This is a genomic window from Dyadobacter sp. HNCC25DJ183, from assembly GCF_056895175.1.
In genome coordinates, this window is sequence record NZ_JBXHAP010000003.1 from 216,826 (window position 1) to 238,592 (window position 21,767).

Below are 21,767 nucleotides of genomic sequence, written 5' to 3' on the forward strand. Positions count from 1 at the left end.
CTGAATTATTTGATTTTAACTGGCTTTACACCCTCAAAGGTAATTTTGACCGGATTGATAAATCCCTTCTCGTCAAATGTCATCGCATCAATGCAGGTTTCACGGTGATTTCCATCCGTTTCTGTCAGCGGTCTTCTGTGGTAAACGATATACCATTCGTCTTTGCCTGGTACCTGGATCACCGAGTGGTGACCGGCGCCGGTGGCCACTTTCGGGTCTTGCTGCAATATCTTGTCGACACGCTCGAACGGCCCGAAAGGAGAGTCTGCGATGGCGTAAGCTACCGAGTAGTTCGGTCCTGTCCAGCCACCTTCCGACCACATGAAATAGTATTTTCCATTCCTGATGAACATAAACGGACCTTCCACGTAGCCTTTCGGGGTTACCTCGCGGAATGTACTTCCGTCCTCAAAGGGGATAAAGCCGGTGAAATCCGGTTTCAGCTTGGCTACATTGCAATGCCGCCAGCCGCCATAAAAAAGATAGTACTGTCCGTCTTTGTCCTTGAAAACGAACTGGTCAATCGGTTGTGCTTTGTTGTGGAATTTATCGATCAGCGGTTTGCCGAGGTGATCTTTGAATGGACCTTCCGGTTTATCGGCAACTGCCACGCCTATTCCGCCCAGCTCGTTATCGCTTTGAATGTCATTTGCTCCGAAGAAAAAATAGTATTTCTTGTCCTTCTCGATAATGGAAGGCGCCCACATAGCGCGTTTTGCCCATTTAATGGATGAGGTATCCAGGATATTCTCGTGCTTTTTCCAGTTTACAAGATCTTTGGATGAAAATGCGTCGAAATGCACCTGCTCTTCGTATGGAGCAGAGTATGTCGGGTAAATCCAATAGGTTTTGTCGAAGATAATTCCCTCAGGATCTGCATACCAGCCTTTAAAAACAGGGTTTCCTGCGGCTTTTTTCGCAGACTGGGAAAACGAATAGGTACTCAGAATGCAGACCAGGATTAAGGAAAGATAGTTTTTCATCAGAAGTTAACAGGCGTAAGTTTTAACCCGGGTAAAGTTCATAATTTTTACCTAAATTAATATGCCTCCCCTGCGCCGCCGCCACCAAAATTTCCTCCGCCGAACTTAACTCCCGGATCTGCCGGTAGATCCCCGAGGCTTTCAGCAACCAGAATAGCTTCCAGATTGGCAAATCTCCTGCGCTTACCAGGCTGATCGGAAATACCGTGACGAGGTGTTTTCAGGTAACTGATCAATGCGGCCGCCAGTACGATCAGCAGCGCTCCTGCAATGGTAAGTTCCTGAGAAAGGGGTAGTTCAAAAAAGTACATCCGGTAAGTAAACACGGAGGCGACAATTCCCAGTAAGCCGGTGACAAATAATATTCGGTCGTGTTTTTTCAGGCCAAAGTAAATGTAAGCCACCGGGATTGCTGCTGTAAGGAAGTAGAAGAGGTAGGAAAAACTAATTTCCGCAGAAGCAGGTAAATCGTTCAGCATTGCATTGCCTTCGCGGACAACGAAATAATTTCCACAAACATAAAACACAGCCAGCGAGAGCGCCTCCACGATTTGCTGACATTTGAGGTAATAAATATCATTGTTCTTCCTGACAGAATAATAGATACCAGCAGCTACGATCATCAAAATAAACGGAAGGAGAGCCTTGCCGAGAGGGAACCCGATGAATGTGGAGCCAACCAGTATGAGGAGCACGAAGAAGGCGGCAGTAGTAACGAAGAGGTCCGCGTATCTTAAAACAGAAGGGATAAGGAACAGCAATGTAACAATGCAGTAGACTCCCGCAGGCGCACTTTCAAAAAGCAGGAAAACAGGCGTTGATGCAGACAGTAATGCGGCATACAAAAGTGCATTGTCTACACCCGAATGGAACAGTTTTCTCTCCCTGATCAATACTTCCAAAGCGGAGGTAAAGCAGGCGGCGCAAAACAGGCTCAGTAGCGAAAGTGTGGCATCGGAGCCCTCACCGATGAAGAATATGGAGACAAAGCCGCCGAAAAATGCGCAGGAAAGGAGCCCAAAACAGAAAAGTCCGATCGTTACGAATATACCGGGCCGGTAAAATTCGCTCGTAAAATTCGCATTAACCGCTTCCAGCTGACTGGCTGTAAGAAGGTTTTTGCGAAACCATTCGTGTGCGGTTTGCTTAATGTACTTGTTTTGAACCCAGAGATTGTTGTAGGCTTTCATCATCATTTAATCCCCAGAAATTTTTTGTAATTGAGCAGGAACAGGATTACACCAATGCTGGAAAATGTGAAATAAACCGTTGCCAGTCCAAACACCAGTTCATTGCCCACCAGCTTTGCGAGCAGGTAAGTGACGTGAACATAGCCGTAAACGATGCCCATCAGAAGAAACAGCAGCGAATGCACGCGGCGGGCTGATAAGATGAAGAACACAGCAAGTGTGATACCAAACAGGAAGAAAACGAACAGCGGCTCCATTGTAAATGCACCTGCTAACGTTGCTATAAACGCCAGATTTCCACCGAGCAGCAGATAGGTATTTGCGAAGTGAGCTTTCCAGCTTTTCAGGTTAGATATCCATGCGAAAGCCACCAGCAGCACACCCAGCAGCGTAGCCGACCAAACCAGCCTCCCATCGGTAAAATCGCTCTTTGCTATTACCGAAAGCGGTGCAATCGTCAATCCAAGCCAGGACGCGAGACCCGTTATCGCCATGGAAAGTACGCCGGTATGGTCGAAACGGTAAGCAGTTACGAAGAATAATAGGGTGGGTAACAGTACCGCAGCACCGTATTTTGTTCCAAAAAGTGTGTATTGAAATTGGAGATACCCTTCCAATGCAAGAAAAAGCATGCACCCGATCAGCAGTGTGTAGCTGACAAACTTGTTGGGATTATGGACTTCATCCAGACTGAAAGGAACGCGGTGTTTGTAGGTGTACCAGAAGCAAATCACCATCAGGATCGCAATCAATGCGATGATCGCCTGGTGACCAATCGTATCAATGTTCTCGTAAATCAGAATACCCAGTCCAGACGTGAACAGCAGAATGCCGAGATAGAGAATGGAACGCAGTTCCCAGTGAATGGAAAATGCTTTGTCAGCTTCAAAAGAATGGATTGTATCCGCCTGCTTGTTGGAGATAATGCCTTTGCTGGTTAATGCATTCAGAACCTCTGTTGTAGTCATTTTGGTAGAGCGGCGAAGTGTGCTTCAAATTAGTAAGTTTCGAAAGCGAAGATCCGTATGCGCCGAGTTTAATTATTTCCCGGTTGTCTCCAACTATCTAAGGGTATATACTACATGCGAAGCACAAAATCTTCTTTCACTTGCTCCGCTCTGAAAAAGACAATGCCCACCCAGAAAAGGTCGATTGTGACAGTTACACTTGGATGTGCCTTGATGTAATTCCAGGCGGCAGTCATTTCTTCTGACCAATAAATATCATCAAAAATGAAAACAGAGTTGTTGTGCGCGTAAGGCAGGCAGTCTTTGAAATAGCGGACAGTTGGTTCGTAGCGGTGATTGGCGTCAACATACAAAAAGTCAATCTTCTGATCGAGCATGCATAGTTTCTCCGGCAGGGTTTGGTCAATGTTACCCAATACAATCTCAATGTTCGCAGCGCCCATACTTGCAAAATGTTCACGGGCCTTTGCTGCTGTCTGTGGGCAGCCTTCGAAGCTGGTGATGCGGGCGGCCGGGTTTGCTTTGGATAGATAGAGCGTGGTAAGTCCTAGCGAAGTACCCAGTTCTACTATATTTTGTGATTGGAAATTTTGAATTAAACGATAAAACAGACGGCCGAATTTTTCAGGCTTTTCTGCATTTCTGGTAATCGTTTTGATTTTACGCCTGTTCGATTTATTAACCCGGGAACCCGCACCCAGGTCCACGATCTCGATCACTTCTGTGGATGAAAGCAGCTTTTTCCGGAGTGCTTTAATCTTCTCATAGTCTTCATTACGGTCTTTAACATTGATTACACGGTTGTAAAGATCAAACACAAATGGCGAATGGATCGCATGTGCATTTCCCGAGCGGAAGAGGTACTTGAAGTAAGCGGCAATCAATGGATGAAATTTAAATAATGAAGAGGGTAGCTGCGATAAACCCGCTAGTTAAGGCGGTAGGGAGCTACCAATGAGAATGCAGGAATGATAACCCGGAACTGGCGGCCGTCGAGCACGCGCTCCATCAGGTAAGTTCCAGCCATCTTTCCCAAATCGGTTTTAAGATTGCAGCCTGATACATAATCATGTACATCTCCGGGTTCGAGAATGGGTTGCAAGCCTACAATGCCTGCACCTTCCACTTCGCGCACGGTTCCGTTTGCATCGTGGATCAGCCAGTGCCTGCGTAAAAGCTTCACTGTGTGCTCACTATGATTTTCAATCAGGATTTTGTAAGTGAAAACATAATGGTCCTGACCTGGATTGGAGTAGTCCGGCTGATATTCTGTCAAAACGGTGACTTTCACACCATCTGTCACTTTAGAAACCATATGGATTGAGGGTGTTGGTAATTAGCGGTACTTCCATGTAAACGAAAATAGCAATCAAATACTGATAAAACCAAATCAAAAACATATAATTTGGGTGGCGAAACTAAAGACTAAAATATGGATGTAAAGATAGAGCCTTCGTGGAAAGAGAAACTGCAGGGAGAGTTTGAGAAGCCTTATTTTGAAACGCTGACCGCATTTGTAAAGGAGGAATATAAGACCAAACAGATCTTCCCGCCGGCAAAGCAAATATTCAATGCCTTCAATTTTTGCCCGTTTGATGAATGCAGGGTAGTAATACTGGGCCAGGATCCTTATCACGGTCCCGGCCAGGCGCACGGACTTTGTTTTTCGGTGAACGACGGGGTGAGGATACCACCTTCTCTCGTTAATATTTTCAAAGAAATTCAGGATGATTTGGGAAAACCCATTCCCAAGAGCGGCAATCTGGAAAGGTGGGCCAAGCAGGGAGTATTGCTTTTAAATGCAACATTGACCGTTCAGAGCGGTCAGGCAGGTTCACACCAGAACCGTGGCTGGGAGCGCTTTACCGATGCTGTGATTAAGTGCGTTTCGGATGAAAAAACGAATGTGGTTTTTATGCTCTGGGGAAGGTATGCGCAGGATAAAGGGGTTGTTATTAATGCAAACAAGCATTTGATCCTGAAAGCAAAGCATCCGTCACCTATGTCAGCTAACAGCGGTGGCTGGTTTGGTACGCATCATTTCAGCCAGGCCAATGCATATCTGGAATCAAAAGGGCTTGAACCTATTGAATGGTGAAAAAAAAAGAGTCGGGATGCCCGACTCTTTTTCCAATTTTCACTCCTATTACTATTGTTATTATTTTACAATATCTGAATTCATTTCAAGAACCTTGTCCCAGTGTGCCTGGTTGGTTTGAATGAATGCTTTCCGATCTGCATTGGCAGCATATTGCTGTGCACTTTCATCCGTACGGAAAGTCAGATAATGGATTACGTCAAATTCATTTGTGCTTCCTTCGGCTTTCTGAACGCGGCCTGCTGAGTAAGCTACCAGGTCTTTTACCGAGCTCTTCATGGAAGCGAAATCTCTTAAATGCTTTTCAATATCTTGGGAAGTAACTCCTTCTTTGAATTTGATGCAAACTACTTTCTGCGTTTCCGCTGGTCTGTGCGGAACGTAAGCTCCGTAAATAATCAACATAAATACGCACAGCGCAAAAACGGGAACCAGGTAACCCAATGTTTTATTTCTTGTCTTCATTTTATAGCAGAATCAATTAAGTCAATGATAATCTTGATGCTACAAAGGTAAAACAATATTACTTAATTGTATTATTTATATATAAAATATAACTTATTTTGCAATTTATACAATAGGAAAAAGGATCATTAACCTGTCAGCTGATTGTCAGAATAATCTTTGGCAAGTGACTTTATAGCCGCTGTCTATATTCACCTGCTACAATGTTTTGTTTCGGTAAATTTTGCCTGCTAAAATTTGTAGAATAAGTAAACTCAGCTTCAAAATCAAAGATTAAGTGACCTAAAAGTGCAGAGTGCGTCAAAACGGGTGTTGTAAGCTGCTTAACAACCATCCAAATTTTATATGGACGCATTATTTTTCAGATTGAAGGGGAAATCAGGAATTTTCAGCTTTGTGCTTTGTTTAATGCTGCTTTTCAATCAGCAGAATGCATTTACGAATGCTATTCAGGTGTATAAACCGCAATGGGGATTTTGGGCGCACAAAAGAATAAACCGGATGGCAGTTTTCCGCTTGCCAGCTGCAATGCAGGTTTTTTACAAAAAACACATCGATTTCATTACTGAGAATGCTACTAATCCGGACAAAAGAAGGTATGCGGTAGTAGGCGAAGCTGAGCGGCACTACATCGACCTGGATATGTACGGCGACAGTGCATTGAAGATTTTGCCAAAGTTCTGGCAGGCAGCGGTAGTTAGATTTGGCGAGGATAGTCTCCGTAAGCACGGCATTGTTCCGTGGCAGATACAACTATCGGCATACCAGCTCACCGAAGCTTTCAAAGAGAAGAATGCAGCGAGGATATTGCGTGTGTCTGCTGATCTGGGCCACTACGTAGCAGATGCGCATGTTCCCCTGCATACCACCCGCAACTATAATGGACAATTAAGCAATCAGGAAGGGATCCATGGTTTTTGGGAGTCAAGGTTACCTGAGTTGTTTGCTGAGGAATATGATTTATGGATTGGCCAGGCTACGTACATGGATCGCATTGCCGAGAAAGCCTGGGTGACCATCGCTGCATCGCATGCGTGCGTTGATTCAGTGTTTTTGTTTGAAAAAGAACTGACAGAGCAGGTTAGAAAAGATGCCAAGTACAGCTATGAACTTCGCAATAATGTACTTACCCGGAGTTATTCAAGGGAGTTTTCCGAAAAATACCACCGGATGCTTCAAGGTCAGGTCGAGCGGAGAATGAAAGCTTCCATTGAAATGGTAAGTGATCTTTGGTACACCTGCTGGATCAACGCTGGGCAGCCGGATCTAAAGTCGCTTGTAAATCCGGTACAGGCAGCAGAGACGACGCAGGAGGAGCCGCAAACCGAACCAGTCAAGAACGTGAGGCAGGAAGGGGATAATTAATGCAACCGAACACTTCTGTGACAGGCAAGTTATCTCTAGATCTTTTCTCCGGCCATTAATACCTTCGCTGTCACCAATAATTGTCCCAAATGCCGTTGGGTATGCTCTGCCGCATGAAACAACAAGCCCAGCTGAGTGGAAGGGATCATTGCGCGGCCGACATATCTGATCTCCGACAATGTAGTTTCGTCCGCTTGTTTCAGCTGATTGATTGCCATGTCGACCTGATTTTTAAATTGCTGCAATAGGAAATGAAAAGAGATGCTTTCCTGCGGTATACCCTCGTTTTTGAGGTATTCCATCTGGCTTTCTGTTAAAGATTCCTGTCTGGCGTAAGTGAAAAGCCGGTCTAGCACACCGGTGAGGTGCTGCAAGTGAAAGCCGACCGAAGCGACGCCCGCCGGTTTTTCCCACAATAATGAAGCAGGGAACTGAGGCGCGATGGCGGATAATTCTTCAACAGCCTGCAATAATGCATGTGCTACGGGCTGCAACGCGGGCGTAAGATCGGGCAGGGGGCCACGCAGCCAGACTTCCAGATTTGATTTTGCATTCATCTGCCCAAGGTAAATAAAAAAAGGGGCTTGTTGAAGGCCCCTTTTACGAATTGTTAATTCTGATTATTTCGCGATATCGATCTGAACAGGCTTGCCTTTGATGGTGTTGCCGTCCATTGCGCGAAGTACAGCACGAGCATCACGCTCAGGTACGTCAACGAATGTGAATTTGTCATAAATGTCGATCGCTCCGATGGTTTTTCCAGGAATGTTAGCTTCTCCTGCAATGGCACCAACAATATCTTTCGGCATAATATGGTCTTTTCTGCCAAGGCTCAGGAACAAACGAGTCATGCCCGCTTCCGGTGCAGACTGGCGACGTGGCTCACCGTCACGGCTACCTTCCGGGCGACGGAAGTCACCTTTTGGTGCATAGCGGTCAGTGCTTCTGCGGTCACCTTCTCTTCTGTCTCCGCCTCTTTCAAAACGGCTGCCAGTTGAGCGTCTTTCGAAACGGTCACCACCTTCACGACGGCCACCATCGCGGTCACCGCGTCTTTCTTCCCAAGCCAGGTTAGCGTCGGCGTACTCATTTTTCTGAACACCCATGATCTGCTTCGCCATGGCACCTACAACCTGCTCAGTTGTATAACCAGCGTGGTTCAGCATTTCCAGAATGTCGCCGAAAAGCTCCTGATCGTCGCCTTCCTGGATGGAAGCTGAAATGCTTTCAACAAAGCGTGCTTTACGAACACCAACGATATCTTCATAAGAAGGAATAACTCCTTTTTCGATTTTTACCTTGGTATAGCCTTCAATTGATTTCAGACGATATTTTTCGTCGCGTGCAACCAGAGAGAATGCTTTTCCGGACATTCCGGCACGACCTGTACGGCCGATACGGTGTACGTAATATTCTTCGTCAAGAGGGATATCGTAGTTGATCACACCATCAAGACCACTAACGTCGATACCACGGGCAGCTACGTCAGTTGCAACAAGAATAGTAGTTACACCAGCTTTGAATTTGCTCATTACATTGCTTCTCTGCTGCTGGCGCAAATCGCCGTGGATACCTTCCGAAGCATAGCCTCTTAATTGAAGATCTTCCACGATCTCGTCCACTTTCCTTTTTGTATTACAAAAAACAAGCAGTGATTTCAAGTGGTGCATATCGATCAGGCGGGTCATAACTTCAACTTTCGCCTGTGGTTTTACTTCGAAGTAAACCTGTTCGATATTCTGGTTAGTCAGCTCGTTGCGGACTACCTTAATAAGAATAGGATCATTCAAAAAGCGTTTTGTGATCGACATAATCGGCTTCGACATAGTAGCCGAGAACAGGATAGTCTGACGATCTTCCGGCATATCAGCAAGGATGCTTTCAATATCCTCACGGAATCCCATATCCAGCATTTCGTCGGCCTCATCCAAAACCATCATTCTGACTTCGTCAAATTTCAGTGTTTTGCGTTCCATATGGTCCATTACACGACCGGGAGTACCTACTACGATGTGGACGCCTTTTTTCAAAGAGCGGATTTGTCTGTCGATGGAATCTCCACCATATATAGCTTCGATCTTAATACCGCGCTGAAATTTAGCTAGGCGACCGATCTCTTCCGACACCTGCACTGCCAACTCACGGGTTGGGCAAAGGACAAGTGCCTGAACTGCATTGCTGGTAAGGTCAATTCTTTCAAGTACAGGAATACCGAAAGCGGCCGTTTTACCGGTACCGGTTTGCGCCTGACCAATTACGTCAGAACCTTGCATTACGGCCGGGATTCCCTGTGCCTGAATAGGAGAGGGTTTTTCAAAACCCATTTCTGTAAGGGCTTTCAGGATATTCTCAGAGAGACCAAGCTCTGAAAAAGATTCAATTGTTTCAGTTGTCATTATCTGTTTATTAGTATTATTCTGGTTGGAAAAATCAGCTCTGCTGCATTGGCAACTCTGGTTTTGTCGAAACAAAAATAAACCTGGACTAAAACAGTTATTTCTTATTCAGACAAATGGCCTCTGTCGTAATGACGAGAGCTTACATGAAAATTTAAAAAAAGGGATTGCGCACAGCCCACCACAAACCATCCGTGGGGCTCTGCATTTGAACGGTTGTCTTTACCGGCGATTAGAGGTCGGTTGCTACTTTTAGATTAATGCCTGACCGTATGAAGCAGAGAAGCGAACGGATGTTCGTTAATTTTATGCAAAAGTAAGAAGATTATTGGAAAACACAACCTGCGCTAAAAAACTAATTGTAATATTTTTAGAAAGTAAAAAACCTGACAGATCGATCTCCGTCAGGTTTGCTTAGCAGGTTTGTCAAATCAGAACAATTCTTTCACATCTGTATAGGGTAGGTTCCATGCCTCAGAAACACCCTTGAACACTACTTTTCCATTCACTACATTCAATCCTTTCCTGAGTTCTTCATTGCGGGTACAGGCTGTTTTCCATCCCTGGTTTGCCAGCTGAAGTGCATAAGGCAAAGTTGCATTTGTCAAAGCCAGTGTAGATGTATAAGGCACGGCGCCAGGCATGTTGGCAACACAATAATGCACTACTCCGTCCACTTCATAGATAGGGTGCTCGTGTGTGGTTGCCCTGGAAGTTTCAAAACAGCCGCCCTGATCAATTGCCACGTCGACCATAACGGTACCGGGCTTCATGAGTTTGAGCATATCCCGGGTAATGAGTGAGGGCGCTTTTGCGCCGGGGATCAGAACGCCGCCGATAATCAGGTTTGCACCTTTAACTAACTCACGGATATTGTATTCGTTCGACATAACTGTATCGACATTCGCGGGCATAATATCTTCCAGGTAACGCAGGCGCGGCAGGCTGATATCCACAATAGTCACATTTGCGCCGAGGCCAGCCGCCATTTTCGCTGATTGCGTGCCCACGATTCCGCCGCCGAGCACAAGCACATTCGCCGGCTTCACGCCCGCTACTCCGCCCAGCAGGATACCGAATCCACCCATTGGTTTTTCAAGATACTTGGCACCTTCCTGTACGGCCATTCTGCCGGCAACTTCGCTCATTGGTACCAGCAATGGAAGACTTCTGTCCGTTTTCTCTACAGTTTCATAAGCCAGGCAAACTGCCTTTCTTTCCATCATCGCGTAGGTAAGAGGCTCTGATGAGGCAAAGTGGAAATAGGTAAAGAGGAGCTGTCCTTCTTTGATAAGTGCGTATTCACTTTCAATCGGCTCTTTGACTTTGATAATCATTTCGGCGATCGCGTACACTTCTTCAATCGTAGGCAGAATAATGGCACCGGCGCCTGCATATTCCTCGTCGCTGAACCCGCTTCCTTTTCCTGCCTCGGCCTGAATGTAAACTTCGTGGCCCTGCTTGCGGAACTCGGTAACCCCGGCCGGGGTCAGCGCGACGCGGTTTTCGTTGTTTTTAATTTCTTTTGGAACACCAATGATCATGTGAATAGTGGTTTGGGATTTTGAATTGCAGGAAAGGCGTCAAAATTAGAGTGTTATGGAAAAAGACACCAGAAATCTGCTTTAAGACAGAAAAGAAAACTAATTTTATGCCAGCCGGCAAGAAAAAATCCTGCCATTTGCCCTTTCTGGAAGTCGGCAATCAGAAAAAAAAACTATATGCAACCTGACGCTACGGACCGCAAAATTCTGGCATTGTTACAAGACGATGCCCAGCTTACCATCAAAGAAATAGCGAGCCGGATCAACCTCTCTGTTACCCCGGTTCACGAACGCATCAGAAAGCTTGAAAAAGAAGGATTTATAGATAAATATGTGTGTCTCCTGAACAGGCGCAAGCTTGGCAAGAGCCTCGTTGTTTATTGTAATGTTACCCTCGACAAGCAGCGTAAGGAAAGCTTTGAGGACTTCAACCAGGCGATAGTGAAAATGAGCGAAGTACTGGAATGTTCGGTCGTGTCAGGTAACTTTGATTATATGCTGAAAGTAATCGTTGAGGATGGGGAAGCATATAATCAATTCTATCAGCAAAAACTTTCTGCATTGAAAAGCGTGTTACACATCAGCAGTTATTTCGTAATTTCAGAGATAAAGCATACTACTGGAATTTCAGTGGGCTATTAGTAGTTAGCTATTAGCTGTTAGCTTCTTTCGGTTGCTACCGTTGGGAGCGGTCCATTAATGTTCACTGATGACATATTTATCAACTATATAAGCCAAGAGCTAACAGCTAATAGCCAAAAGCTTTAAGCCAGTAGCTTGTCCAACAAATGAATAAAAACTTTAAGGATGGACTGAATTTAATGTCGAAGGTGACGCCCAGACGTGCCTGGAATGCAATTCAGATATTGAGCAGCTACTTTTACTCAAAAATGACAGGTAACCCGGTTCACTGGGGTATGCCAATAGCCATTTCTTTCGAGCCTACTACATCGTGCAACCTGCGCTGCCCGGAATGCCCCAGCGGCCTCCGCTCTTTCACCCGGCCGACCGGAATGATGGAAGAGCAGCTTTATAAAAAGACAATCGACGAGCTTGCCGATACGCTTTTGTACCTGATTTTCTATTTTCAGGGAGAGCCTTACCTGCATCCTAAATTCTTTGAGCTGGTACAATACGCTCACGATAAGGGTATTTACACGGCTACTTCCACGAATGCGCATTATCTCACGGATGAGAAAGCGAGAAAAACGGTGGAATCCGGCCTGGATCGGCTGATTATTTCCATCGATGGAACGACGCAGGACGTTTACCAGCAGTACAGGGTAGGAGGTAACCTCGAAAAGGTACTTGAAGGAACACGCAATATCATCAAATGGAAAAAGGAGCTCAATTCGAGCACGCCGCACGTGATTTTCCAGTTCCTGGTCGTAAAGCCGAATGAGCACCAGATAGAGGAAGTGAAGAAGCTGGCTGAGGAAATGGGTGTTGACGAGGTGGGATTGAAAACCGCCCAAATTTACGATTATGAAGAAGGTTCTGAACTTATTCCCACGATTGACAAATATTCCCGCTACCAGAAACATGACAACGGAAGTTATTCCATCAAGAATAAATTCGTCGATCATTGCTGGAAAATGTGGCATTCATGCGTGATTACCTGGGACGGCGCTGTGGTGCCCTGCTGCTTTGACAAGGATGCCGAATACAAGCTGGGGGATATGAAGCGACAAACTTTCCGACAGCTCTGGCGCGGCAAGAAATACGAAGACTTCCGGGCGTCGCTGATCCGCTCTCGTTCCGAGATTGAAATGTGCAAGAATTGTACTGAGGGAACGCAGGTTTGGGCGTGAAACATAGGGTTACAAGTGGCTCGTTTCCATTTCTAATTAAATAATAATCTACCCTAATTAATTGATTATAAATACGCTGAATGTTTTAGGCAAATCTGCGTGGAACATTTTTTGGTGAATTGCCCTGAATAACTGAAATTTGAAATCGGTAACACAAAAGGATACATGGGCAAAGTAATTGCAATTGCGAATCAAAAGGGAGGAGTAGGAAAGACGACCACCGCTATCAATTTGGCCGCCAGTTTGGCTGCACTGGAATTTCGAACTTTAATCATTGATGCTGATCCACAAGCTAATTCCACTTCCGGTCTGGGTTTTAACCCGCAGGAAATGGAAAACAGCATTTACGAATGCATGGTGGAACAGGCAAAAGCTTCCGAAATTATTCTGGAAACCGATTTTCCAAACCTGAATTTACTGCCTTCACATATTGACCTGGTTGGTGCTGAGATTGAAATGATCAATCTGAAAAACCGGGAGAACCGAATGAAAGACGCGATTGCGGAAGTTCGGGACAACTACGATTTCATTATCATCGACTGCTCACCTTCACTTGGTTTGATCACGATCAATAGCCTTACAGCTGCGGATTCGGTTATCATTCCCGTTCAATGCGAGTACTTCGCATTGGAAGGTCTCGGTAAGCTGCTCAATACGATCACTATTATCCAGTCCAGACTGAATACAGGCCTTATCATAGAAGGTATATTGCTGACAATGTACGATTTGCGTTTGCGTTTGTCGAATCAGGTTGTCAATGAAGTTACCAATCACTTCGAATCACTCGTCTTCAATACCATTATTCCAAGAAACGTCCGGATCAGCGAGGCTCCGAGCTATGGTATCCCTGTGATGGCGCAGGATTCTGATAGTAAGGGTGCAGTAAGTTACCTGAACCTGGCAAGAGAGATATTAAGTAAAAACGGTCTGCTATCCTCGGATAAAAAACTAGGGGTCAACTAATAACGATCAAATAGCTAAACGATGGAGAACAGCAGCAAGACCAAAAAGATGACAGGGCTGGGGAGAGGTTTGGGAGCTCTTCTGCAGGATTCTGAAAAAGTCAATAATTCAAGAACAACTTCAAGATTGCCTGCTGCCGAGGTGGTTGGCTCCATGAATGAGATCAATCTCGATCAGATTGAAGCAAATCCTTACCAGCCGCGTACCAAATTTGACCAGGAAGCCTTGCAGGAACTGGCAGATTCCATTCGCGTTCAGGGTATTATCCAACCCATTACAGTAAGGCAGCTTGCCGAAGATTCATACCAGCTGATTTCGGGAGAGCGCAGGTTGCAGGCTTCCAAGCTGATCGGGCTGGATACCATTCCTGCGTACGTCAGGACTGCCAATGACCAGCAAATGCTGGAAATGGCGCTGATCGAAAACATTCAGCGTGAGAACCTTAACTCCATTGAGATTGCCCTCAGCTACCAGCGCCTGATACTGGAATGTAACCTGAAACAGGAAGAACTCGGTATACGTGTCGGTAAGAACAGGACAACTGTCAATAACTATATCCGTTTGTTGAAATTGCCTCCCGTGATCCAGGCTGCATTGCGTGACAATAAGATCAGTATGGGACATGCCAGGGCCATTATCACCATCAACAGCGACCAGAGCCAGCTTAAAATTTTCAACAAGATCATTGAAGAAGGCTGGTCTGTGCGAAAGGTAGAGGACGAGGTAAGAAAGCTCGGGATGATGAGCAGCAGCTCGCTGACCGACAAGAAGCCGGTGACAATTAATCAGGAAATAAAGTCATTACAATTTCAATTATCTTCATTTTTCGGAGCGAAGGTTTCCGTAAAGAGCAATGAGAACCACAAGGGAGAAATTAAGATCCCATTCACGTCTCAGGATGAATTAAAGAAGATTTTGGAAACATTGAAATTCAAATAGGACTTGAAAAACTGGTTTTTACCGGCGGTAATCCTGCTACTATCCGGGGCTGTATCGGCGCAGAACACGATCCCAAGAGACAGCGTTAAAACACTGAATGTTCCCATTGTGGTGAACGATAGCACTGTTTTGCTACCGGGTGATACGTTAAAAAAGGTTAAAGGTTTCATGCCTGTTCCCAAAACCGCGACCAGAATGGCGCTGATACCCGGACTTGGCCAGATTTACAACCGCGACTACTGGAAGGCGCCTATTGTATATCTTGCATTCGGCGGCGGACTTTACACTTATTACCTGAATTCTTTGAAATACCACGACTATTTGTCGGCTTACAAAGAGTTTTACAATCTCGACAAGAACAGTCCGACTTACGGCCAGCCAAAGCCGGAACTGGTTGATTCCACGGTAACAGTAAGAGTGAGAAGCTTGCTTAATACCAGCAGCACCTACCAGCCTGCCAGCAGGGACCAGGCTTTAAGAGGAAAAAATTACTGGCGACGTAACCGCGGATTTGCATTGATCGTGACCGGCCTGATATACACACTTTCAATTATTGAGGCTAATGTAGCGGCGCATTTGAAGACTTTTGATCTTTCCGATGACCTTACATTGCGAATAGAGCCTAAACTTCAGCAGCCGGCAATGCGGACACCAGCTCCGGGCGTGCGGCTTGTTTTTAATATTAAATAGCTTTTATTGAATCAAATATTGTAGTTAATGAAAATACTGTTACTCGGTTACGGCAAAATGGGGAAAACGATTGAGAAGATTGCAATCGAAAGAGGGCATACGATCGTAGCAAAAATTGACCTGCAAAACCGAGCAGAAATGGAAGAATTAGGCCGGGAAGATGTTGACGTGGCCATTGAATTCAGCGCTCCGGAATCTGCTTTTGAGAATATAACGTATTGTTTAAAAAAGGGCTGGCCGATTGTAAGCGGAACAACGGGCTGGCTTGAACACAGAACAGAGATAGAACAGCTTTGTCTGGATACCAAAGGCGCTTTCTTTTATGCTTCTAATTACAGCATTGGCGTTAACCTGTTTTTCCGGCTAAATAAGCAGCTCGCACGTTTGATGAAGGGACAGGCATACCGCAGCTCGATGACTGAGATACACCATATCCACAAACTGGACGCGCCCAGCGGTACTGCGATCACCCTCGCCGAAGGTATTATGGAAGGCAGCGGCGAGCAGAAAGGATGGAAGCTTGCACCAGAGGATGAGGAAGGTTTTATTCAAATTGAAGCTAAAAGGCTGGGAGAAGTACCGGGTACCCACATTGTCCGTTACGAATCACAGGTTGATACCATTGAAATTACGCATACAGCCCACAATCGCGATGGATTTGCATTAGGCGCAGTGGTTTCGGCCGAGTGGCTGCCTGGCAAAGCAGGTGTGTTCGGGATGAACGATCTGCTTGAAAATCTAGATTAAGTCGCCCCTTCTATCTTATAAAAGCAACAAAAAAGCATGGCTATTAACAGAGAGTTAATTTCAGATAAAGTGAGTACAAAAAAGAAAAAATCGGCAGTACGGGAGTGGTTTGATTCCATTCTATTTGCTGTGGTCGCGGCAACATTGATCCGCTGGCTGTTTTTTGAAGCGTTTACAATTCCTACTCCGTCCATGGAGAATAGTTTGCTGGTGGGGGATTTCCTGTTTGTCAGCAAGCTGCATTACGGTACCCGCACGCCAAAAACCCCATTACAGGTTCCATTGACGCACCAGACGATCTGGGGTACCAATATTCCTTCCTATACCGATGCCATCCAGCTTCCTCAATACAGATTGCCGGGTTTCAGCGAAGTAAAACGCGGCGACGTGGTCGTGTTCAATTATCCGCCTGAAATGCAGCATCCGGTAGATTTGAAGACCAACTATATCAAACGTTGCGTTGGTTTGCCCGGCGACAAGCTCGAAGTGCGCGACTTGCAGGTTTATGCAAATGGTACCGCTGAGCCAAATCCGGCGCGAATGGAGAACGAGTACTTTGTTGCCACTACCACTGCGGTAAATGAAGTAAAAGTGTTCAAGGAAAATGGAATTTCTGAGTACAACGCGTATTCTGAAAGCTATAATGATACAATTCCGGGAAATGATCAGCAGGGTTATCTTGTTTTCACAACCGAAGAAATCGCTGCGAAGCTTAAAACCTACGACTTTGTAAAAGGGATTACACTGGTGAAATCTTCGAAGGACATTAGTGAACCGATGTTGTACCCAAATTCAACATTGTTTAAATGGAACCGCGATAACTACGGACCTGTAACTGTCCCGAAAGAAGGAGTTACTGTACAATTGACACCGGAGAATGTAGCACTTTACGGTACGGTGATCAAAAACTATGAGGAGAATGAGAACGTGGAGCTCGGAGAAAAGTCGGTTAAGATCGCCGGAAAGGAAATTACCAGCTACACGTTCAAGCAGGACTATTATTTCATGATGGGGGATAACCGCCATAACTCAGCGGATTCACGCTATTGGGGGTTTGTTCCGGAAGATCACATTGTAGGAAAGGCAGTATTCGTGTGGATGTCCATTGATCCTAGTCCGACGAGCTTCTTCAATAAAATCCGTTGGAGCCGCATATTCCGTGTGATTAATTAACTAGAATGATTCTTAAGAAAAGAGAGGCTGCGAAGTCTCTCTTTTTTTGTGCACCAATGTATAAGAAAAATTAATATACATATTGATTATTTATATCTGTAATAAGTATCTTGCGCATGCATCTTTGATCCTTTTTTATGCCTGTTCTCGAAATTGCCCCTAAGAACACACAGCAGCCTCACAAGAAAACTCCTTTCCGCGAGTGGTTTGACTCCATCCTATTTGCTGTAATAGCAGCTTCATTGATCCGGTGGCTATTTTTCAGCGCATTTGTAATCCCGACTCCATCGATGGAAAACAGCTTGCTGGTAGGTGACTACCTCTTCGTAAGCAGGCTGCATTACGGTACTACCACGCCGATCACCCCGTTGCAGGTACCGCTTACACACCAGACGATCTGGGGTACGCAGATTCCATCTTACCTCGATTGGATCCAGCTCCCGCAATTCAGACTGCCCGGCTTTACGGATGTGAAAAATGGTGATGTGGTGGTGTTCAACTTACCGGTGGAGCATCCCGACACTTACCAGAAGTACAGCAACGTACTGCCAGACCTGCACCCGCATCCGGTCGATCTTCGGTCCAATTACATTAAAAGGTGCGTAGGAATCCCAGGTGATCAACTGGAAGTAAAGGCGGGGCAGGTTGTGATCAATGGCGTGCCGGCTGCTAATCCGCCGGGAATGCAGCAGGAATATTTCTTGTCAGCTACTACGCAGGTTAATGAAGAAAATGTATTCCGGCGCAACGGGGTAGTGGACTACGCGCCATTTACCGAGAGTTTTGGCGATACCATTGCGTCCAATGATGAATTTGGATACATCATTAAGACGACAGATGAGACTGTCGAGAAGCTAAAAGCTTACGATTTTGTAAAACGCATTCAGCCGATCCTCTTGGATAAAGGTTTGAAGGAGCCTTACCTGTTCCCTAACTCGGATCAACTCGACTGGAACAAGGATAACTACGGCCCCATTTTGGTACCTAAGAAGGGCGCAACGATAACGCTCAATGCTGGTAATGTCGCATTGTATGCCGATGTAATCAAAAGTGACGAAGGGAATGCAGGTATAACCATTGAGAATGGGAAGATATTACAAAATGGAAAGGCGCTTGAACGCTACACGTTTCGTCAGGACTATTATTTCATGATGGGAGATAACCGCCATAATTCCGCTGATTCACGCTATTGGGGGTTCGTTCCCAAAGATCACATTGTTGGTAAAGCAGTTTTTGTATGGATGTCTATTGATCCTGATCCGACCAGCTTTTTTCAAAAAATTCGCTGGGAAAGAGTTTTTCGGATTATCAGGTAATGAAAAAGTCCGGCTCGATATCAAGCCGGACTTTCTTTTTGCTTCTGAATACGTTACTCTTCCTGAGAGAAAATCAGCGCGGTATATGGGGGGATTTGTAAAGATCCGTGGAAAGGATGGTTGTCCATTTCACCCTCGAAAGTTTCAATGTCCTTGATTCCAATGTGAGAAAAGTCTGGATCGTAGTCTTCATTGTCGCTGTTGAACCTCAAATTCCAAGTGCCGCCTCTCGGGAAGCCGATTTTATAATCATCGAAGGTTTCAATTGAGAAATTCAAAACTACGATAACGCTGTCCTTCGGCCCGCCTTCGCTCCAACGGTGCATTGCAATAATCTTCTTCTCATTATCAACACGGATCAACTCAACATTTTGCCCCTGAAGACCTTTTGTTACGCCAAACCAGTTTCTTCTCAAATGGATCAGATCGCGGTGCAGATTTGCGAAACCGCTGAATTTTTCCAATCGCGTCCAGTCGATTGGGTCACTGTCCGAAAACCATTTGTCTTCCAGCAGCGGCTGACCCTGAAATATCATCGGGATACCCGGAGAAGTGAGCACAAGTGCCACACCGAGTGCCGCCCGCTTTTTAGAGTACCAGTTATTTACGTCACCATCTGCAATCTCCTCTGCTACTCTTGCCTGACCATTTGAGACTTCATCGTGCGACTCTGTGTATATAATGCGCTGGAAATAGTCCGAATTGAAACGCGAGCTGATCGCGTCTGCAACTTTTACCATATCACGGTCGCCATCGTGCTGGGTAATGATCGCGTCTCTTACAGTATGCACGAACTCGGCATCCCACTGCGATCCATATCCCAAACCGCCATTTTCAACGGAGTTGGTGATGAAATCCAGGGAATGCATATCCTCTGCAATGGTAATGCAATTGGGGTAATGCTGGCGAATATCGGAATTGATCCATTGCATCAGTGAAATTCCTTCGGGAATATCGTTTCCGGGATTACCGTCTGCTTTTACATTCCTGATATATGGTACCATATCCATTCTCAATCCGTCGACGCGGTAATCTTTCAGCCACATCAATGCATTGTCGCGGATATACTGACGTACTTCGCCGCGCCCGTAATCTGGTCGCGTGCTTCCCCAGGGTGTTTCCGCTTTCCAGTCGTTGTAAAAGTAAATACCGCCCCCGTCGTTTTCCGACCAGCCGTCAAACTGCCACAAATCCAGGTCTGACGGACCAAAGTGATTGTAAACCACATCCAGAATGACAGCTAACCCGGCTTCGTGTGCAGCTTTAACAAAGGCTTTCAGTCCGTCCGGACCACCGTAGTCTGCCTCAATGGAAAACGGGTTTGCAGGATTGTATCCCCACGAACGCGATCCCGGAAACTCGGCACAAGGCATTAGCTCGATTGCATTAAAGCCCATTTCTTTAAGATAGGGCAATTTTTCAATGGCTGTGTAAAAGGTACCAACCTGATCCTTATCCTTTACATTAAATGTGCCGACGTGCAGCTCGTAAATGACGATCTCGTGCCAGCTTGGGATCTGAAAAGTAGTGTCCTGCCAGTCAAAAGAAGCATGGTTATATACAATGCAGTTACCGGCAGAATTCGTCATTTTCAATGCATAAGGGTCATTTCTATGCAAATCACCTGCGGGTGTTTTTAATAAAAATTTATATTCATCTCCTTCTTTGGAGTTCTCAACTAAAAGGCCCCAATAACCATTTTCTTCGGCTTGAAGCATATTTGCAGTCTCATTCCAATCATTAAAGGTGCCGATTACGGAAACACTCTCGGCGTGTGGTGCCCAAACCCGGTAGTATACTCCCTCCGGATAACAGGTTGCTCCCATGCCTTCGTAATGTTCAATCGTTTCGGCGTTATCGGTATTAAAATTTTCCATACTAGCTGTTTGGTAAATGAAGTTGTATTTAGGTGATTCATTGACGTATATTGACAAAATGCATGCCACATTTTTTCTGAGGGCACCGCGACAGTCTTTACACAAAAACACACTTAAATGGAAGGTATTTCAGAGGCAGAAAAGATCTGCATTCTCGCACTTGTACAAACCCCCGGAGTCGGCTCTGTCACGATCAGACAACTGATCAGCTACTGCGGCAGCGCCTCAAAAGTATTTGATGCCGATTACAAGAAATTAATAAAGATCCCGGGAGTAGGGGACAAGGTCGTTAAAGCAGTTCTGGCTAAAAGTGAGCTGGATTGGGCTGAAAAGGAATATATCAGATGTAATAAGGAGCTTATCGATCTCCATTTCTTCACGGATCAAACCTACCCGCTCCGACTGAAACCACTTTACGATGCGCCGATTGTACTTTATTCAAGGGGAGAAATCGATTTCAATGCAAAAAGAGCTGTCGGTGTTGTGGGTACGAGGCAAATCAGTGAATATGGAAAGGCAGTTACCGAAACCATCGTTCGGGATCTGGAACCTTACAACGCGCTCGTCGTGAGCGGGCTGGCTTATGGCGTGGATATTACTGCGCACCGCGCGTGCATCAAGCATAACCTCCCTACCATCGGAGTAATGGCGAGTGGGCTAGATGTGATCTATCCAGCGACGCACAAACGAACTGCCGAAGAAATGCAGATCAATGGAGGAATTGTTACTGAGAATACATTGCAGACAAAACCTGATTTCATGAGATTTCCGGCACGAAACCGAATTATTGCGGGGTTGAGCGATGTTGTGATTGTGGTGGAATCGGGGAAGAAAGGCGGCAGTCTGATCACGGTTGAATTTGCCCAGAATTATCACCGTGATGTATATGCAGTGCCGGGTATGATCGGCAATAATCAGTCAGAAGGTTGTAATATGCTGATCAGAGACCATAAAGCTTCTATTTTCACCTCTGTCGAAGATCTTGCCACAGCCCTTAACTGGACCATGAACAACGATCCGACCTCAGTTATGGAACAAAGGCCGCAACATATCAGTTTTGAAGGTTTCACCCAGGACGAAGGACAAGTGTTATCGATGTTGAAACAGAAAGGGCCGACTCAGATCGATGAGTTGGCCTGGCAATCAGGTCTCCATTTGAATAAATTGGCAACATTATTGCTGAACCTGGAATTTCAGGGAATGATCCGCTCGTTACCTGGTAAGAAATACAGTTTAATTTGA

21 protein-coding genes are annotated in these 21,767 nt (G+C 45.6%); 11 read left to right on the plus strand and 10 right to left on the minus strand.

Features of this window, described 5'->3' with window-relative positions:
• Nucleotides 1-5: 5 nt before the first annotated feature.
• From AC1XTG_RS08360 to apaG, 5 genes are all read right to left on the minus strand, one after another.
• Nucleotides 6-983 carry a glycoside hydrolase family 43 protein gene (locus AC1XTG_RS08360; protein WP_484841641.1) on the minus strand — a complete coding sequence of 326 codons (978 nt, stop codon included), beginning with the start codon at nucleotides 981-983 and terminating at the stop codon, nucleotides 6-8.
• 56 nt (nucleotides 984-1,039) lie between these two features.
• On the minus strand, nucleotides 1,040-2,179 hold the full coding sequence (locus AC1XTG_RS08365; protein WP_484841642.1) for a hypothetical protein: 1,140 nt from the start codon (nucleotides 2,177-2,179) through the stop codon (nucleotides 1,040-1,042).
• On the minus strand, nucleotides 2,176-3,141 hold the full coding sequence (locus AC1XTG_RS08370) for a DUF2157 domain-containing protein (protein WP_484841643.1): 966 nt from the start codon (nucleotides 3,139-3,141) through the stop codon (nucleotides 2,176-2,178). The genes AC1XTG_RS08365 and AC1XTG_RS08370 overlap by 4 nt, the downstream gene beginning before the upstream one ends.
• A gap of 110 nt (nucleotides 3,142-3,251) precedes the next feature.
• Nucleotides 3,252-4,025, minus strand: a complete 774-nt coding sequence (locus tag AC1XTG_RS08375) for an O-methyltransferase (RefSeq protein WP_484841644.1) — start codon at nucleotides 4,023-4,025, stop codon at nucleotides 3,252-3,254.
• Between the two features lie 44 nt (nucleotides 4,026-4,069).
• Nucleotides 4,070-4,456, minus strand: coding sequence for a Co2+/Mg2+ efflux protein ApaG (apaG, locus tag AC1XTG_RS08380; RefSeq protein WP_056289904.1), 387 nt, complete (start codon nucleotides 4,454-4,456; stop codon nucleotides 4,070-4,072).
• Between the two features lie 117 nt (nucleotides 4,457-4,573).
• Here apaG and ung point away from each other — a divergent pair, with 117 nt between their 5' ends.
• A complete protein-coding gene (gene ung, locus AC1XTG_RS08385) occupies nucleotides 4,574-5,239 on the plus strand; it encodes a uracil-DNA glycosylase (protein WP_056289901.1) in 666 nt (221 codons plus the stop codon).
• A 60-nt stretch (nucleotides 5,240-5,299) separates the two neighbouring features.
• Here ung and AC1XTG_RS08390 read toward each other — a convergent pair whose 3' ends face one another.
• Nucleotides 5,300-5,704, minus strand: coding sequence for a Dabb family protein (locus AC1XTG_RS08390; protein ID WP_484841645.1), 405 nt, complete (start codon nucleotides 5,702-5,704; stop codon nucleotides 5,300-5,302).
• Nucleotides 5,705-6,049: 345 nt separating this feature from the next.
• On the opposite strand from AC1XTG_RS08390, the gene AC1XTG_RS08395 reads away from it, so the two are divergent.
• Nucleotides 6,050-7,069, plus strand: a complete 1,020-nt coding sequence (locus AC1XTG_RS08395; RefSeq protein WP_484841646.1) for a zinc dependent phospholipase C family protein — start codon at nucleotides 6,050-6,052, stop codon at nucleotides 7,067-7,069.
• 35 nt (nucleotides 7,070-7,104) lie between these two features.
• Here the strand turns inward: AC1XTG_RS08395 and AC1XTG_RS08400 are convergent, their stop codons facing one another.
• The 3 genes from AC1XTG_RS08400 to ald all read right to left on the minus strand — a co-directional run bounded on the left by AC1XTG_RS08400 (nucleotide 7,105) and on the right by ald (nucleotide 11,009).
• Nucleotides 7,105-7,626: a DinB family protein gene (locus tag AC1XTG_RS08400; protein WP_056289894.1), complete on the minus strand. Its 522-nt coding sequence runs from the start codon at nucleotides 7,624-7,626 to the stop codon at nucleotides 7,105-7,107.
• Nucleotides 7,627-7,689: 63 nt separating this feature from the next.
• Entirely contained in the window at nucleotides 7,690-9,465 is a 1,776-nt protein-coding gene (locus AC1XTG_RS08405; RefSeq protein WP_056289891.1) for a DEAD/DEAH box helicase, read from the minus strand.
• Nucleotides 9,466-9,896: 431 nt separating this feature from the next.
• Nucleotides 9,897-11,009: an alanine dehydrogenase gene (gene ald, locus AC1XTG_RS08410; RefSeq protein ID WP_484841647.1), complete on the minus strand. Its 1,113-nt coding sequence runs from the start codon at nucleotides 11,007-11,009 to the stop codon at nucleotides 9,897-9,899.
• 177 nt (nucleotides 11,010-11,186) lie between these two features.
• Here ald and AC1XTG_RS08415 point away from each other — a divergent pair, with 177 nt between their 5' ends.
• The 8 genes from AC1XTG_RS08415 (at nucleotide 11,187) to lepB (AC1XTG_RS08450) (ending at nucleotide 18,648) form a co-directional block, all read left to right on the plus strand.
• The gene (locus tag AC1XTG_RS08415; protein WP_484841648.1) at nucleotides 11,187-11,651 is read left to right on the plus strand and encodes an Lrp/AsnC family transcriptional regulator; all 465 of its coding nucleotides are present in this window, start codon (nucleotides 11,187-11,189) and stop codon (nucleotides 11,649-11,651) included.
• A gap of 146 nt (nucleotides 11,652-11,797) precedes the next feature.
• Nucleotides 11,798-12,820: an SPASM domain-containing protein gene (locus tag AC1XTG_RS08420; protein WP_484841649.1), complete on the plus strand. Its 1,023-nt coding sequence runs from the start codon at nucleotides 11,798-11,800 to the stop codon at nucleotides 12,818-12,820.
• Between the two features lie 165 nt (nucleotides 12,821-12,985).
• Nucleotides 12,986-13,783 (plus strand): ParA family protein, encoded by a 798-nt coding sequence (locus tag AC1XTG_RS08425; protein ID WP_056289880.1) that lies wholly within the window; start codon nucleotides 12,986-12,988, stop codon nucleotides 13,781-13,783.
• Nucleotides 13,784-13,804: 21 nt separating this feature from the next.
• Nucleotides 13,805-14,722: a ParB/RepB/Spo0J family partition protein gene (locus AC1XTG_RS08430; protein ID WP_056289877.1), complete on the plus strand. Its 918-nt coding sequence runs from the start codon at nucleotides 13,805-13,807 to the stop codon at nucleotides 14,720-14,722.
• A 3-nt stretch (nucleotides 14,723-14,725) separates the two neighbouring features.
• Complete coding sequence (locus tag AC1XTG_RS08435; protein WP_484841650.1) at nucleotides 14,726-15,412, plus strand: DUF5683 domain-containing protein; 687 nt, start codon at nucleotides 14,726-14,728, stop codon at nucleotides 15,410-15,412.
• Between the two features lie 27 nt (nucleotides 15,413-15,439).
• Entirely contained in the window at nucleotides 15,440-16,159 is a 720-nt protein-coding gene (dapB, locus tag AC1XTG_RS08440) for a 4-hydroxy-tetrahydrodipicolinate reductase (RefSeq protein WP_056289872.1), read from the plus strand.
• Between the two features lie 36 nt (nucleotides 16,160-16,195).
• Nucleotides 16,196-17,332: a signal peptidase I gene (lepB, locus tag AC1XTG_RS08445; RefSeq protein ID WP_484841651.1), complete on the plus strand. Its 1,137-nt coding sequence runs from the start codon at nucleotides 16,196-16,198 to the stop codon at nucleotides 17,330-17,332.
• A gap of 137 nt (nucleotides 17,333-17,469) precedes the next feature.
• The gene (gene lepB, locus AC1XTG_RS08450) at nucleotides 17,470-18,648 is read left to right on the plus strand and encodes a signal peptidase I (protein WP_484841652.1); all 1,179 of its coding nucleotides are present in this window, start codon (nucleotides 17,470-17,472) and stop codon (nucleotides 18,646-18,648) included.
• A gap of 53 nt (nucleotides 18,649-18,701) precedes the next feature.
• Here the strand turns inward: lepB (AC1XTG_RS08450) and AC1XTG_RS08455 are convergent, their stop codons facing one another.
• Nucleotides 18,702-20,525, minus strand: a complete 1,824-nt coding sequence (locus AC1XTG_RS08455) for an alpha-amylase family glycosyl hydrolase (protein WP_056289863.1) — start codon at nucleotides 20,523-20,525, stop codon at nucleotides 18,702-18,704.
• A gap of 117 nt (nucleotides 20,526-20,642) precedes the next feature.
• On the opposite strand from AC1XTG_RS08455, the gene dprA reads away from it, so the two are divergent.
• On the plus strand, nucleotides 20,643-21,767 hold the full coding sequence (dprA, locus tag AC1XTG_RS08460; RefSeq protein ID WP_484841653.1) for a DNA-processing protein DprA: 1,125 nt from the start codon (nucleotides 20,643-20,645) through the stop codon (nucleotides 21,765-21,767).